At 73.4% G+C, this 14,992-nt stretch carries 8 protein-coding genes; 3 read left to right on the forward strand and 5 right to left on the reverse strand.

The features are described 5' to 3' along the window. Nucleotides 1-14 precede the first annotated feature (14 nt). On the reverse strand, nt 15-671 hold the full coding sequence (locus BM076_RS15280; RefSeq protein ID WP_093714083.1) for a SurA N-terminal domain-containing protein: 657 nt from the start codon (nt 669-671) through the stop codon (nt 15-17). A 302-nt stretch (nt 672-973) separates the two neighbouring features. Between BM076_RS15280 and BM076_RS36605 the strand changes: the two genes are divergently transcribed. Then, entirely contained in the window at nt 974-4,519 is a 3,546-nt protein-coding gene (locus BM076_RS36605) for a hypothetical protein (RefSeq protein WP_093714084.1), read from the forward strand. 37 nt (nt 4,520-4,556) lie between these two features. Here BM076_RS36605 and BM076_RS15290 read toward each other — a convergent pair whose 3' ends face one another. Further along, entirely contained in the window at nt 4,557-5,366 is an 810-nt protein-coding gene (locus tag BM076_RS15290; protein ID WP_093714085.1) for an HNH endonuclease family protein, read from the reverse strand. Nucleotides 5,367-5,586: 220 nt separating this feature from the next. Between BM076_RS15290 and BM076_RS15295 the strand changes: the two genes are divergently transcribed. Together BM076_RS15295 and BM076_RS15300 are read left to right on the forward strand one after the other, a co-directional pair. Beyond that, nucleotides 5,587-7,050, forward strand: a complete 1,464-nt coding sequence (locus BM076_RS15295) for a DUF2079 domain-containing protein (RefSeq protein WP_245796072.1) — start codon at nt 5,587-5,589, stop codon at nt 7,048-7,050. Nucleotides 7,051-7,253: 203 nt separating this feature from the next. After that, on the forward strand, nt 7,254-8,846 hold the full coding sequence (locus BM076_RS15300) for a DUF2079 domain-containing protein (protein ID WP_093714086.1): 1,593 nt from the start codon (nt 7,254-7,256) through the stop codon (nt 8,844-8,846). 22 nt (nt 8,847-8,868) lie between these two features. Here BM076_RS15300 and BM076_RS15305 read toward each other — a convergent pair whose 3' ends face one another. From BM076_RS15305 to mfd, 3 genes are all read right to left on the reverse strand, one after another. Continuing rightward, on the reverse strand, nt 8,869-9,789 hold the full coding sequence (locus tag BM076_RS15305; protein ID WP_218160072.1) for a TolB family protein: 921 nt from the start codon (nt 9,787-9,789) through the stop codon (nt 8,869-8,871). Between the two features lie 98 nt (nt 9,790-9,887). Beyond that, entirely contained in the window at nt 9,888-10,976 is a 1,089-nt protein-coding gene (locus tag BM076_RS15310) for a glycoside hydrolase family 19 protein (RefSeq protein ID WP_093714087.1), read from the reverse strand. Nucleotides 10,977-11,164: 188 nt separating this feature from the next. Next, the gene (gene mfd, locus BM076_RS15315) at nt 11,165-14,704 is read right to left on the reverse strand and encodes a transcription-repair coupling factor (RefSeq protein WP_093714088.1); all 3,540 of its coding nucleotides are present in this window, start codon (nt 14,702-14,704) and stop codon (nt 11,165-11,167) included. Nucleotides 14,705-14,992 lie beyond the last annotated feature (288 nt).

Genomic DNA, 14,992 nt, shown 5'->3' on the forward strand with positions numbered 1-14,992 from the left:
GGTGACGCCGGGCGTTACGCCGTCGGGTCCGCCACGGCCGACGCGGACTTCGTGACCACCCACGGCTCCTTCGTGTCACCGATGACCGCCTGCTTCACGTCCCACGTGCCGTACCGCGGATTGACGTGCACGCCCAGCGACTTCGACGTCTTCGCCAGCGCCGCGACCAGCGCCTCGGTGGCGGTGTCGCTGCCCGGCTGGTAACCCAGGCTCTGCTCCAGCTTGTTGACCTGGAGAGTGGTTCGGAAGTAGTCGTCGATGCCGGACGGCGCGACCTGCGCCTGCTCCAGCACCGCCTGCTCGAACTGGGCCTCGTCGCCCTGGAACTGCTGGAGCGCCTGCGCGTGCATCTGCTGCACCTCGGCGTCGCTGACCGTCACCCCGGCGTCGGCAGCGGCCTTGTCGATCACCTCGCTCTGCACCAGCATCGTCAGCGTCTGCCGCGACAGCTTGCCGCTCTGGCTGGTGAGCTGCGCCGCCTGCGGCGACTTCGCCTGCGCGTCCCGCACCTGGTTCACCTGGTGCTGGAGGGTGGACACCGTGATCTTCTGGTCGCCCACCACCGCCGCCGCTCCTGGGTGCGCGGGCCCCGAACCGCACGCGGTCAGTGCGGGTGACGCCGCGAGCAGCGCGGCTGCGGCGATCGAGACGGCGGTGCGGCGGCGGACCATGGGTGCCTCCCGGCGAAGCTGATGTGATGATCGAGGATATTGAGCGGGGCCCGCACATTTCCAGCACTCCGGCACCCCATTTCTCCTCCCCGGAGGAGGGCGCCTCATAGGGGCGCGGCCCCTGTACCCGCACCTCTGCGGAGGAGGGTGCCCCTTTAGGGGGCGCGGGGACCTGGTCCTCCGCACAGTGCGGGCAAAGGGGCTTACCCCTAGAGACATTCAGTCACCGCACTCCGCAGGAGGGCCCCTTTCCCGGGGAAAAGGCGTGGCCTCGGGCGGGAGGGGAGCGGGAGACTCGGGGCATGTCGCGCAGCGTGAACCGCCTGTTGGCCGAGCTGAAGCCCCTCCCGTACGGGAACCGGCTGGCGCGGACGGCGAAGAGAGCACGGGAGTGGGCGGAGAGCGGCGAGCTGGAGGCCGTGGTCGGGGAGCTGGACGCGGGGACACCGTACGAGCGGCACGTGGCGGCGCTGGCCGCCCTGGTGGGCAGGCACACGGACTACCTGGCGGAGCACCTCGCGGACGCGGACCCCGTGGTGAGCGGCTACGCGCTGCGCGCGCTGCGGCTGCTGCCGATCCCGGACGCGGCGGTGGAAGCGGCGTACGACGACGCCCCGTCCCACACCCGCCGCAGGCTGACCCGCGCGGTGGTGGCGGCGCACCGCACGGCGCTGGCCGAGCGGCTGGTGGTGCGGCTGCGGGCGGAGTGGGGTGAAGCGGAGGCGGCGAAGCTGCTGCCGGTGTGCTCGGCGGAGTTCGTGGCGCGGCTGGTCCCCGAGGTGGCGCACGCGGTGGAGTCGTGGGGCAGGGTGGCCCGCCGCCACCCGGACGCGGTGCTCGACCACGCCGCCCGCGAACTGGCGGCCCAGCCCCTGCACTTGCGCACGCAGTGGTGGCAGCGGCACGCCCACGCCGTGGCGGTGACGGCACGGACGCGTCCCGAGCGCGTCCTGACGCTGCTGGAGCGGTACGGTCCCGGCGAACTGCCCGCGCCGCTGCGCGACCGCCTCGGCGCCCTGGTCGCGGCGGACGCCGACCGTACGGTCCGCTGGCTGGTCTCCCCCGACCGCGACCGGCCCCGCTACGAGCCGCTGCTGCCGCGCTCGGTGCTGCGCGCCCTGGTGCGGGCCGACCGGCCATCGCTGGTCGACCTGGGCCGGCACGCGCTGGCCCGCCCGGCTCATCTGGCGGCGCTGCTGAAGGCGATGCCGCCGAGCCGGCGCGCCGGTTTCCTGGACGCGGCGCGGGCCGGTGCGGATCCGCGGGGCGATGTGGTGCTCGCGGTGCTGCCGCTGCTGCCGCGCGAGCGGCGCTGGGCGGAGGTCAGGCGCTGGGTGCCGCGCGGCCGGACCGAGGAGTGGCTCTGGTGGGAGGTGCTGGAGACGCTCGCCGAGGGGCGGTACGAGGAGGCGTGGCCGGTGCTGACCGCCGAGTTGGGGCGGCCGGACGCCGAGGAGCGCGCGCTGGTGTGGCCGATCCTGGTCACGGCGGTGCGCCGGAGCGGTGAACGGGCCGCCGTCGCCGAGCTGTTGACGCTGATGCTGCGGCTGCGCAATGAGCGGGATCCGGTGCGGGCCGCCGCTCTGGGCGCGCTGGCCGATCTGCCGCCGCGGCTGTTCGCGGCCGACGACGTCGCGTCGCTGGACCGCATCGTGCGGGACGCCCTGGAGGCGAGGGACTCCTCGGCCGCGACCCGGGCCGCGGTACGGCGGCTGGCCGTCGCGGTGCTGGCGGCGAACGCGGCCGGCACCACGTCGCGGGACGGCGACGCCGCGCTCCTGGCCTGGGCGCTGCGCGCCGTCGAGCGGATCGCGGGGCACATCGCGGTGGCCGATCTGGGACCGCTGGGCCGGACGCTGCGCCGCGGCCAGGAGCACCAGGTCTTCGACGCCCTGTACCCGTGGCTGCGCGCGGCCTGCGACAAGGCCGACCACCGTCTGCTGCTGGCGCTGACGGGCGCCCTCGGCCGCCGGGCCCGGCACATGCCGGCCCTCCAGGCGCTGCTGGCCGAGGCGTTGGAGTACGGCGACGACAACGCCTTCCGGGCGGCGGCCGGGCTGTGGCTGGACGCGCCCGCGACGCGCGGCGAGCGCGTGGAGCGGATCCTCGCCCTCGAACCGTCCGCCGCCGTCCTCCCCGAGGTCCGTCGTGTCCTGACCCGGCACCGCACCGATCTGCTGGACGTCCTGATCGGCCGGAAGCCGCCGTACGGCCGGTTCCTGACGCCCGGCAAACGCCGCCCGCTGCCGCCGCTCGACGACGTACGGCGCTGGTTGCCGCACCAGCAGGAGACGGTCTTCGCGATGGCCGAACGCGCGGCGGCGGACGAGTCCCAGCCGGTGCTCGCCCGTGCCGCCGCCGTCCGCCTCGCCGTGCACGTACCGGTACGGGGGCTCGGCTTCGGGCTGCGGTGGGCGGCGCTCGACACCGGCACCGGCAGCGCTCACGCGGTGCCGCTCGCGGAGGCCGCGCTCGGCGCCCTGCCGTACACGGACCGGCCGCAGGACACCCTGCCGGTGCTGCTCGCGCACGCCGGGGACGACCGGGCGCGGGTCGCGGTCTACGCGGCCGGCCGCGCCGCGCGCTTCGCGGCGCCGTCCGAACTGGCCGGGCTGCTGGCCGAGTTGCTGGACGGCACGCGCGCGGCGAAGGTCACCGGCCGCAAGGAGGCGGTGCGCCTGGCCGCCGGTCTCCTGCCGCTGCGCGAGGCCGCGGCCCTGCTGGCCGCCGCCTACCGGCGGCCGGGGCAGCATCCCGACGTCCAGGCCGCCGTCGTGGCCTTCGCCGCCGGGCTGCTCGCGCGGGGCGCCACCGGCCCGGCCGCGCACGACCTGTGGTCGCTGCTCGCCGAGGCCGTCCACGGCGCCCCGCAGTCCCGTACGGCCCTCCTGCGCACCACCCCCTGGTCCCTCCCCGCCCCCCACCGCCCCCACTACGCCCGCCTGGTGGCCGACATCGCCGCCACGCCGACCGACGCGGACGACGCGGAGCCAAAGGGCCCGGAGATGCCCGGCGCCGCACCGGAGGCCGCGCAGGACGGGGTTGGTTCCGATGCCGTGCGGAGTGCTGTGCGGGCGGCGGTGCGGGAGTTGCCGCGGTGGGTGGCGTACGCGCCGGAGGCCGTGGGGGTGCTGTCGCGGGCGGTCACGGATCCGCGGGTGCGGGCGACGTGGGCGGAGGCCGCGCAGGCGGTCGCGCGGCTGGCGACGTCCGGGCTGCCGCATCCGGTCGGCGGCGCGGCGCCGGGGAGCCTGCTGCACGGCACCGTGACGGAGTTGATCGTGGCGGTCGGGCGGGGCGAGTACGACGCCGAGGCGGACCGCGATCTGCCCGCACGGCGGCGGCTCGTCCAGCTGGTGCACCATCTGCCCCGTCCGCAGCGGTCGGCCGACCCGGCGCGGGACACCGTCCGGCCGGTCCTCACGGCACTGGCCGCGCTGCTGGCCGCGGAACCGTCGCTGGCGGAGCCGCGCGTCTGGCTGCTCTGCCGCCTGGCCGACCCGGAGGCCGGGCCCGGCCTGTCGCCGGACGCCGGCGGCCGACTGCTCGCGCTCGCCGACGCGCTCGCCGGACGGCCCGCCCTGGCCGTCCGGACGGCGGCGCAGTTGCGGAGCGATCTGATGAGCGGCCGGACGCCGGAGCGGCCGGACCTGCTGCTCGACGCGGCGCGGCGGTGCGCCGCGGACGGCGGTACGGCCGCGGGGCTGCTCGCGGTCGCCGTCCTGGACGGCGTGGGCGTCCGGCTGCGCTGGCCCGAGCCGTGGCGGGCGGCGCTCCGCGCGGCGCGCCGGCACCCCGATTCCGATGTGCGGGACGCGGCGCTGGAGGTGACCGTCGCCCACGAGTGACGGCCCCTCCGGCGGGCGCGCGCCCCGCGCCCGGGGTTCAGCCGCCGCAGAGCGACAGCATCATCTTCTTGTCGGGCGCCGTCACCGGCAGGTCGTACTTGAGCGAGACCTGCGCGAAGCGCACCACGTAGGAGCAGCGGATCTGCTTGCTCGGCGGCAGCCACGAGGCCGGGCCCGAGTCGCCCTTGGAGCTGTTGGACGGGCCGTCGGCCGGGAGCAGGTTGAGCGGGTCGTTGGCGATGTCCGTCCGCTTGTCCTTGGACCAGTGGGCGGCGCCCATCTGCCAGTCGTACGACAGCGGCATGACGTGGTCGATCTGGACGGTGGTCGCCTTGGTCTTCGTCCAGTGAATCGTTTTGCCGGTGTAGGGGTCGTGGAAGGTCATCGTGCTGACGACGCACTTGGACCCGGAGCGGTAGTGGACGTCGTCGCCGTCCCGCTTGAGCAGGTCGTTGCGGGTGTCGCAGCCGTTGTGCGCGAGCGGTACGTCCTTGGCGGAGTCCGTCCACGCCGAGCCGAACTCGTCCCGCGCGTAACCCGTCTTCGGCCCGCGGCCCTTGACCGCGACCTTCGCTATCAGGTCGCGCGCCTTCTGCTTGTCGGCGTCCGAGGTGATCGCGGCCAGGCCCGGCTTGGTGCCGTCGGGGTTGTCCAGCGGGCTGACGGCCCGGCCCTGGTCGCCGCCGCTGCCGCCGTTGCCGTTGTTGTCGGCGGGCGCGGACGCCGAGGTCCGCCCGCCCGACGAGGGCCCGTCGCCGCTGACGTCGACGTCGGCCTTGCAGCCGGCCAGTGCGACGACGAGTACCGCCGCGGCGCAGGCCGCGGCGCGGGTGGTCCGTGTGTTCATGTACGCCCCTCGAAAGATGTGGTCGGGGGCGCACTCGCCCCGTCAAACGGCCGTTCCCTGCCGGTGCATCTGCCCCAACCAGGAGAGAGTACGGCCGACTTCGGCCGGAAACGGGTGTGCTCCGGCGCGCCGACCGCCGGACGGGCGGCGGACGCGACCAAGCTGGGACCTCGGCGAAACGGGACAACCCGGTCATAGCGCACCACAAGGAGGGTCCGAGATGGACGGGGACAGGGACCGGGACCGGGCAGCGGCCGCCGTACTGCCGGCGCGGACCGTACGACCCGCGCCGCTCCCGCTGCCCGTGCCGCCGCGTCGGGCCACGCGCGGCGCCCGGCCGGACCCGTATCTGCTGGCCGCCGCCTTCTTCGCGCTCTACACGGCCCTGTCGGTGACCCGCTACCGGCGGATGCTCACCATGTCGTGGGACCTCGGCATCTTCGAGCAGGCGGTCCGCGGCTACGCGCACTTGCACGCGCCGGTCGCCGACCTCAAAGGGCCCGGCTTCAACGTGCTCGGCGACCACTTCAGCCCGATCACCGCGCTGATCGCCCCCTTCTACCGGATCTTCCCGGGCCCGGTGACCCTGCTGGTCGCGCAGGCCGTGCTCTTCGCGGTGTCCGTGATCCCCGTGACACGGGCGGCGGCCGGGTCGCTGGGCCGGGCGCGGGGCCTCGCGATCGGCGTGGCGTACGGGCTGTCCTGGGGCGTGCAGCGCGCGGTGGACTTCGACTTCCACGAGATCGCCTTCGCGATGCCGCTGCTGGCCTTCTGTCTGGAGGCCGTGCTGCGCCGGAGGTGGACGGCCGCGCTGTGGTGGGCGGTGCCGCTGGTGCTGGTCAAGGAGGACCTGGGGGCGAGCGTCGCGTGCGTCGGCGCGGTGGTGTGGCTGCGGGCCCGCGGGGACGAGCGCGCGCCGGAGCGTACGGGGGCGTACGCGGCCGGGCTCGCCGCCTTCGGGGTGGCCGCCTCCGCGTGGGAGATCCGGTGGATCATCCCGGCCTTCCACGGCCCCGGCTACGACGCGCTCGGCCATATCAACGGCGACGGCTCGCTCACCGGCCACATCCCGGCCGACACCGCGATCCGCACCCTGCTGTGGGTCCTGCTGCCGACCAGCGGCCTGCTGGCGCTGCGCTCACCGCTGCTGCTGGTGGCGCTGCCGACGATCGGCTGGCGCTTCGTGTCCCACTACCCGGAGAACTGGGGCACGCTCTGGCACTACAGCGCGGTGCTGATGCCGGTCGCCTTCCTGGCCGGGGTGGACGCGGCGGCGCGCTCGCGCACCGGCCGGCGCCGCTGGCTGCGCGCGTACGCCTCCAGGCTGCCCGCCGCGCTGGCGGGCGCCGCCCTCGCCCTCACGGTGTCGCTGCCGCTGGCCTCGCTGAGCCACGCCGGCACCTACAGGGTCGACGCCGGCACAAGGGCCGCCGAGCGGCTGCTCGACCGGATCCCGGACGGCGCCACCGTGGAGGCGAACGTCGGCCCGATCAGCCGCCTGGCGCGCCGCACCACCGTCTACTGGGTCGGCGGCGCCCAGGACGTCAACCCGGACTACCTCGCGCTGGAGAACCGTTCGGGGTGGCTCCGCGACCCGGTCGGATACGCGCGGCAGCTCCACCCGGGGGCGGATTTCGCGCTGCTCGGGAACAGCGGCGGCTATGTCGTCCTGCGACGGGAGTGACGTACGGGGGCACGGATGGCGGGTTCACGGGTGCCACCGGCACAGCGTCGTCCCGTATCTTTTCCGGCAGACCGTTGCCGGAGGACGGAGCGGACGCGGCAGACGTACCGGACCCGGCAGCAGACACGACAGACGCAGTAGACGCGACAGACACAGCACACGTACCAGCAGACCTTGACCCAGCTTCCGCGGGAGGACCGACGATGGACAGGGCCGAGGCCGTGATACCCGCCGAGGGCACCAGAACCGCCGCGCGCAGCGGCGCCGCGGTGGACGACGCGCCCGCGACCGGGTCCGTCCTCGGCCGGATCGGCGCGCGCGCCGACCCGTATCTGCTGGCCGCCGGCTTCTTCGTGGCCTTCCTGCTGCTGTCGGTGACCCGCTACGACCGGATGCTCACCATGTCGTGGGACCTCGGCATCTTCGAGGAGGCGATCAAGTCCTACGCGCACTTCCACGCGCCGGTCGCCGACCTCAAGGGCCCGGGCTTCAACATCCTCGGCGACCACTTCAGCCCGATCACCGTGCTGATCGCCCCCTTCTACCGGATCTTCCCCAGCCCGGTGACGCTGCTGGTGGCGCAGGCCGTGCTCTTCGCGGTGTCCGTGATCCCGGTGACGCGCGGCGCCGCCTTCGTGCTGGGCCGCGGGCGGGGCCTGGCGATCGGCGTGGCGTACGGGCTGTCCTGGGGCGTGCAGCGCGCGGTCGAGTTCGACTTCCACGAGATCGCCTTCGCGATGCCCCTGCTGGCCTTCTCCCTGGAGGCCGTGCTGCGCCGGAAGTGGGCCCCGGCGATGTGGTGGGCGGTGCCGCTGATCTTCGTCAAGGAGGACATGGGCGTCACGGCCGCCGCGATCGGCGTGATCGTCTGGCTGCGCACCCGCCGCGACCCCGGCCCCGAGACCGAGGCGGGGACGCCGGACGCGAGCGGTGGTACGGAGGCCGTCCCCGGGCAGCGCTCCGAGCGGGACGAAGCCGGCGACGCCGAGCCCCGGCTCACCGACGGCATGCGCTACGGGCCGTACGCGATGGGTCTGGCGAGCCTCGGGGTGCTGGCCTCCGCGCTCGCCTTCGCCGTGATCATCCCGGCGTTCAACACCACCGGCGGCTACGACTACTGGAACAAGCTGAACGGCGACGGGGCGCCGATGCCGGGCCACATCCCGTTCGCCACCGCCGTGCACACCCTGCTGTGGATCCTGCTGCCGACCAGCGGCCTGCTGGCGCTGCGCTCACCGCTGCTGCTGGCGGCGCTGCCGACCATCGGCTGGCGCTTCATCTCGCACGACGACCACTACTGGGGCACCGACTGGCACTACAGCGCGGTGCTGATGCCGGTGGTCTTCCTGGCCCTCGTGGACGCGGCGGCGCTCTCGCGCACCAGCCCGCGCCCGTGGCTGCGCTCGTACGCCTCCGGGCTGCCCGCCGCCGTGGCGGGCGCCGCGCTCGCGCTGACCATGACGCTGCCGCTGGCCTCGCTGAGCCACGGCGACACGTACAAGGTCGACGCGCACACCAAGGCCGTGGAGAAGCTGCTCGACGAGATCCCGGACGGCTCCAGCGTGGAGGCGAACGTCGGCCCGATCAGCCGCCTGGTGCACCGCACGACCGTCTACTGGGTCGGCAGCGCCCAGGGCGTCAATCCGGACTACATCGCCATCGACAACACCTCGGGCTGGGTGCCCGACCCGCTGACGTACGCCAAGCAGCTCCATCCGGCGGCCGAGTACACCGAGATCGCCAACGCCGAGGGGTATGTGATCCTGCACCGTACGAGCCCGGCGACCACCGGATAGCGGCCGGTCAGGACACGGGTGGTCAGGACACCGGGTAGTCGACGTAGGCGAAGCGGCGGCTGTCGGGCGCCCAGCTGTTGACGTTGAGGCTGCCCTGGCCGCCGAAGAAGGACAGCACGTCGCGCGGCGCGCCGCCGTCGGGGTCCATGACGCGCAGGACGACGTCGCGGTCGGCGGGGTGGCCCTCGGTGCCGGGCGGGAAGCTGATGTAGAGGACGTGTCGTCCATCGGGCGACAGGTGCGGGAACCAGTTGACGCGCTCGTCAGACGTCAGCCGCGTCAACTGCGAGCCGTCGGGCCGCATCCGGAAGAGCTGCGCATGGCCGGAAACGGTCGCCCCGTGCTCGGAGTTGAAGTAGATCCACTCCCCGTCCGGGCCGAACTCCGGCCCGTCGGCGGGCGCCGGGGTGTCCGTCAGCCGGGTGTCGGGGCCGCCCGCGGCCGGCAGCGTGAAGATGTTGCGGTAGCCCCACTCGTCGCCGCCGTACGGCTCGACGCCGACGTACGCCAGGGTGCGGCCGTCGGGCGAGACGCCGTGCAGGAAGTGCTGGAAGGGGCCGGGGCCGCGGTCGTTGGTGACCCGGCGGGCGGGCCCGCCGCCGAAGGGCACGGCGTGGATGTGCCCGTCGCCCGCCGAGAGGTAGACCGTGCGGCCGTCCGGTGACAGCACATGGTCGTTGTTGGCGTCGGTGATGCCGCCGGTGTCGATCACCTCGGGCACCGCGTCGCCGGCGGTGGCGTCGGCGGGGATCCGCAGCAGCAGCCCGTCCTGGTTGAAGACCAACTCGCGGCCGTCGGGCGTCCAGTTGGGCGCCTCCAGGGCGCTGTCGGCGGTCTCGTGCACCAGGCGGGGCGTGCCGCCGTCGATGTCGCCGACCATGAGCCGCGCGCGCTGTCCCGCCGCCAGCGGCCGTACGTTCGTCCCCGCACCCGTGATCGTCACAGCCGCTCACACTAACGCGCCCCGCTCGTGGTGAGCGGGGCGCGTCGGTCACGTGCCGCGGACACGGCCGCTGGCGCGGCCCCGGCCGGAGCGTCGGGTCAGCAGCTGAGGTTGTTGCCCGCCGGGACGCCGAGGATGGAGACGAAGTTCTGGTAGGCGTTGATCCGGCTCTGCACCTGGGCGGGGTTGCCGCCGTTGCACTCGATGCTGCCGTTGATGCTGCGGATGGTCTCACCGAAGCCGGCGCCGTTGACCATGGCGTTGTGGCCGGTCATGGTGCCGGGGCCGGTCTGGGTGTTCCAGTACCAAAGACCGGTCTTCCAGGCGATGGCCGAGTCGGTCTCGACGAGGCTGGGGTTGTTCAGCAGATTGACGCCGAGCGCGTCGCCGGCCGCCTTGTAGTTGAAGTTCCAGCTGAGCTGGATCGGGCCGCGGCCGTAGTAGGCGTAGGTGCCGGCCGGGCAGCCGTACGACTGGTTGGCGTCGCAGTAGTTGCCGGACTTGTCGATCTCGGTGATGTAGACGAGGCCGCCGGTCTCGTGGCTGACGTTGGCGAGGAAGGCCGCGGCCTCCTGCTTCTTGACCGTGTCACTGCCGGTGGTGGCGAAGCCGGGGTACGCGCTGAGCGCCGCGGTCAGACCGCTGTAGCTGTAGAACGAGTTCCGGCTCGGGAACATCTGGTTGAACTGGGCCTCGCTGACCACGAAGGAGCCGTTGGACGGCGGGGTGGTGCCGCCACCGCCGTTGCAGCCGTACGGGTCCCAGTACCAGGTGCTGATCACCGGGTCGTAGCCCGGGTTGTCGTGCGAGGCCTTGTAGTAGTTGCCGTTGGTGTACTTGACGATGTCACCGGCCACGTAGTTGTGGCCCGCGACCCACGCCGGGTAGTTGCAGTTGCCGCTGCCGCCGGTGGTGCCACCGGTGCCGCCCGAGCCGCTGCCGCAGGAGCCCTGGTCGGCCCAGACGCCGGAGCCGCCGGTGGACGGCGTCTCGCCCTGGGTCCACCACTTGGCCTGCCAGTTGTGGCTGTTGTACGACGCGGTCATCCCGCCGGTGTAGACCGCCGAGGAGCTGTACGGGGTCGTGCATTCCGCCGCCGAGGCGGTGGAGGCCAGCGGTACGAGGATGGCGAGTCCTACCGCGACCGCCAGTGCGGTGAGAAAAGCTATGAGCCGTTGTCTCGACACGCGACCACTCCTTATGGGGGTTGAGTGAAGTCGGGACAGACTCAAGCGGAATGGTCTGGACCTGTCAAGGTCCAGACCATTGAACGTCCGCCGCGCGAACGGAAATCAACAAAATCCGGCCTAGTTGTACGGCACGGTCCGTGGCCGGGTGCCGTCCGTGGCCGGGTGCCGTCAGTCGTCCGGCGCCGTCAGTTGTCCAGCACCGTCGTCAGGAACTCCGCGGTCCACTCCAGGAGTTCGCGTCCCACGACCGGCTTGCCGCCGATCCGGGCGGTCGACGGGCGCGGGACGAGGATCTGCTTGGTGGCGTGCTTGAGCACGGTGCGCGGGTACAGCCGGTTCAGCCGCAGCTCCTGCGACTCGCGCAACTCCACGGGTCCGAAGCGGACGTTGGCGCCCTGGAGCGTGATGTCGCCGACGCCGACCTTGCGGGCCAGCATCCGCAGCCCCGCCACCAGCAGCAGATTCTCCACCGGCTCCGGCAGCTTGCCGTAGCGGTCGACCAGCTCCTCGCGGACCGCCGCGATGTCGTCGGCGGTGTTGGCGGCCGCGATGGAGCGGTACGCCTGGAGCCGCAGCCGCTCGCCGGGCGCGTAGTCGTGCGGGACGTGCGCGTCCACCGGCAGCTCGATCTTGACGTCGAGCAGCGTCTCCTCCGGCTCGCCGCCGCTCTCCAGCGCCGAGCGGTAGTCGGCGACGGCCTCGCCCACCATCCGTACGTACAGGTCGAATCCGACGCCCGCGATGTGCCCGGACTGCTCGCCGCCGAGCAGATTGCCCGCGCCGCGGATCTCCAGGTCCTTCATCGCCACGTACATGCCCGCGCCCATCTCGGTGTGCTGGGCGATGGTGGCCAGCCGCTCGTGCGCGGTCTCGGTCAGCGGCTTCTCCGGCGGGTAGAGGAAGTACGCGTAGCCGCGCTCCCGGGACCGGCCGACCCGGCCGCGCAACTGGTGCAGCTGGCTCAGCCCGAAGGTGTCGCCGCGCTCCACGATCAGGGTGTTGGCGTTGGCGATGTCGATGCCGGACTCCACGATCGTGGTGGACACCAGCACGTCGAAGCGCTTCTCCCAGAAGTCGACCACGACCTGTTCGAGCTGCGACTCCCCCATCTGCCCGTGCGCGGTGGCGATCCGCGCCTCCGGGACGATCGCGCGCAGCCGCGCCGCCGCCCGGTCGATCGACTCCACCCGGTTGTGGATGTAGAAGACCTGGCCCTCGCGCAGCAGTTCACGGCGGATCGCGGCGCCGATCTGCCGCTCCTCGTACGGGCCGACGAAGGTCAGCACCGGGTGCCGCTCCTCGGGCGGGGTGGTGATGGTGGACATCTCGCGGATGCCGGTGACGGCCATCTCCAGGGTGCGCGGGATCGGCGTCGCGGACATCGTCAGCACGTCCACATTGGCGCGCAGCTTCTTCAGCTGCTCCTTGTGCTCGACGCCGAAGCGCTGCTCCTCGTCGACGATGACCAGGCCGAGGTCCTTGAACTTCGTCTCCGACGAGAACAGCCGGTGGGTGCCGATCACCAGGTCGACGGTGCCGTCCCGCAGGCCCTCCAGCGTCGCCTTGGCCTCGGACTCGGTCTGGAAACGGGACAGCGCCCGCACCTTGACCGGGAACTGCGCGTACCGCTCGGTGAAGGTCCCCATGTGCTGCTGCACCAGCAGCGTCGTCGGCACCAGGACGGCGACCTGCTTGCCGTCCTGCACCGCCTTGAAGGCCGCTCTCACAGCGATTTCGGTTTTGCCGTAGCCGACGTCGCCGCAGATCAGCCGGTCCATCGGGACCGACTTCTCCATGTCGTCCTTGACCTCGGCGATGGTGGTGAGCTGGTCGGGCGTCTCCGCGTACGGGAAGGCGTCCTCCAGCTCGCGCTGCCACGGGGTGTCGGGGCCGAAGGTGTGGCCGGGCGCGGCCATCCGCGCCGAGTAGAGCTTGATCAGGTCGGCGGCGATCTCCTTGACGGCCTTCTTCGCGCGCGCCTTGGTCTTCGTCCAGTCCGCGCCGCCCAGCCGGTGCAGCGACGGCGCCTCGCCGCCCACGTACTTGGTGACCTGCTCCAGCTGGTCGGTCGGCACGAACAGCCGGTCGCCGGGCTGGCCGCGCTTGGCGGGCGCGTATTCGACCAGCAGGTACTCGCGGGTGGCGCCCTGCACGGTGCGCTGCACCATCTCCACGTAGCGGCCGACGCCGTGCTGCTCGTGCACGATGTAGTCGCCCGCCTGGAGGGTCAGCGGGTCGATGGTCTTGCGGCGCCGGGACGGCATCCGGCCCATGTCCTTGGTGGACGAGCGCTGCCCCGACAGGTCGGTCTCGGTGAGGACGGCCAGCTTGAGCGCCGGGTCGATGAAGCCGTGCTCGATGGAGCCGGTCGCCACATGGACGACGGACGGCGCCAGATCGGCCAGCTCCGTGTCGAGGCGGGCCGCGATGCCCTCGCCGCCCAGCACCTCCACGACGCGGGAGGCCGGGCCCTGGCCCTCGGTGACGTAGACGGTGCGCCAGCCGTCGGCCAGCCAGCCCTTGGTGTCGGCGAGCGCGCGGGCGGTGTCGCCGCGGTACAGCTCCGGCGCGTGCATGCCGAGCTTGAGGGTGTCGGCGGCCAGGTCGTCGGCCTCGTCGGCGGCGAAGGGGCTCACCGACCACCACGCCACGCCCAGTTCGCGGGCCCGGTCGCGGACGTCGGCGATCGACCACAGCGAGGCCGCGCCCAGGTCGACCGGCGCCTGTCCCCCGCCGGCCGAGGCCGCCCAGGACGCCTCGAGGAACTCGCGGGAGGTGGCCACCAGGTCGGCGGCGCGCGTACGGACCCGCTCCGGGTCGCACACCACGGCCATGCTGCCGGCCGGCAGCACGTCGAGCAGCAGCTCCATGTCGTCGACCAGCACCGGGGCCAGCGACTCCATGCCCTCGACCGCGATGCCCTCGGCGATCTTGTCGAGCAGTTCGTGCAGCTCGGGGTGGTCGGCGGCGAGCGCGGCGGCGCGCTCGCGGACCTGGTCGGTGAGGAGCAGCTCACGGCAGGGCGGCGCCCACAGGCCGTGCTCGGCGACCTCAAGGGAGCGCTGGTCGGCGACCTTGAAGTAGCGGATCTCCTCGACGTCGTCGCCCCAGAACTCCACCCGCAGCGGGTGCTCCTCGGTCGGCGGGAAGACATCGAGGATGCCGCCGCGGACCGCGAATTCGCCGCGCTTCTCGACCAGTTCCACCCGGGCGTACGCGGCTGCCGCCAGGCCCTCGGTGACCTCGCCGAGGTCGGCGCTCTGCCCGGTCCGCAGGGACACGGGCTCCAGGTCGCCCAGGCCCTTGACCTGCGGTTGCAGCACCGACCTGATGGGGGCGACCACGACCTGGACGGGGCCGCTCGCCGCGTCGTCGGCCCGCGGGTGCGCGAGGCGGCGCAGCACGGCGAGGCGGCGGCCGACGGTGTCGCTGCGCGGGGAGAGCCGCTCGTGCGGCAGCGTCTCCCACGCCGGGTACTCGGCGACCGAGTCCGGCGGCAGCAGGGTGCGCAGGGCCGCGGCCAGGTCCTCCGCCTCGCGGCCGGTCGCGGTGACCGCCAGTACGGTGCGGTGCGCGCGGGCGGCGAGCGCCGCGATCGCCAGCGGCCGGGCGGCGGGCGGGCCGACCAGGTCGACCATCGGCCGCGCGCCGGACGTGGCGGCGGCCACCGCCTCCGCGAGGGCGGCGTCCTCGACGACGACGTCGACCAGACCGTTCAGACTCATGGGGATTCCGTCCAGGGGGCAGCGGGCAACGCGAACCGCCCGACACGTCTCACGGGCCGGGGGTCCCTCCAGCGTACGACGTACCGCCGACACGCACAGGACGTACCTCGGGACGTCCCCCGCCAGGGGGGTGCGCACGGCGGCGGGGGACGGGCGGGGCAGGGCGGGCCGAGGCAGGACGTACGGGGGCGGGACTGGCCGGGGCAGGACGTGCGGCGGCCCCGGAGCGCGGGGGGTTGCGCTTCCGGGGCCGCGTCCTCGGGCGGGGACGGGTGGAACGGGACGGGC

This window comes from Actinacidiphila alni (genome assembly GCF_900112845.1).
In the GTDB taxonomy this organism is placed as follows: domain Bacteria; phylum Actinomycetota; class Actinomycetes; order Streptomycetales; family Streptomycetaceae; genus Actinacidiphila; species Actinacidiphila alni.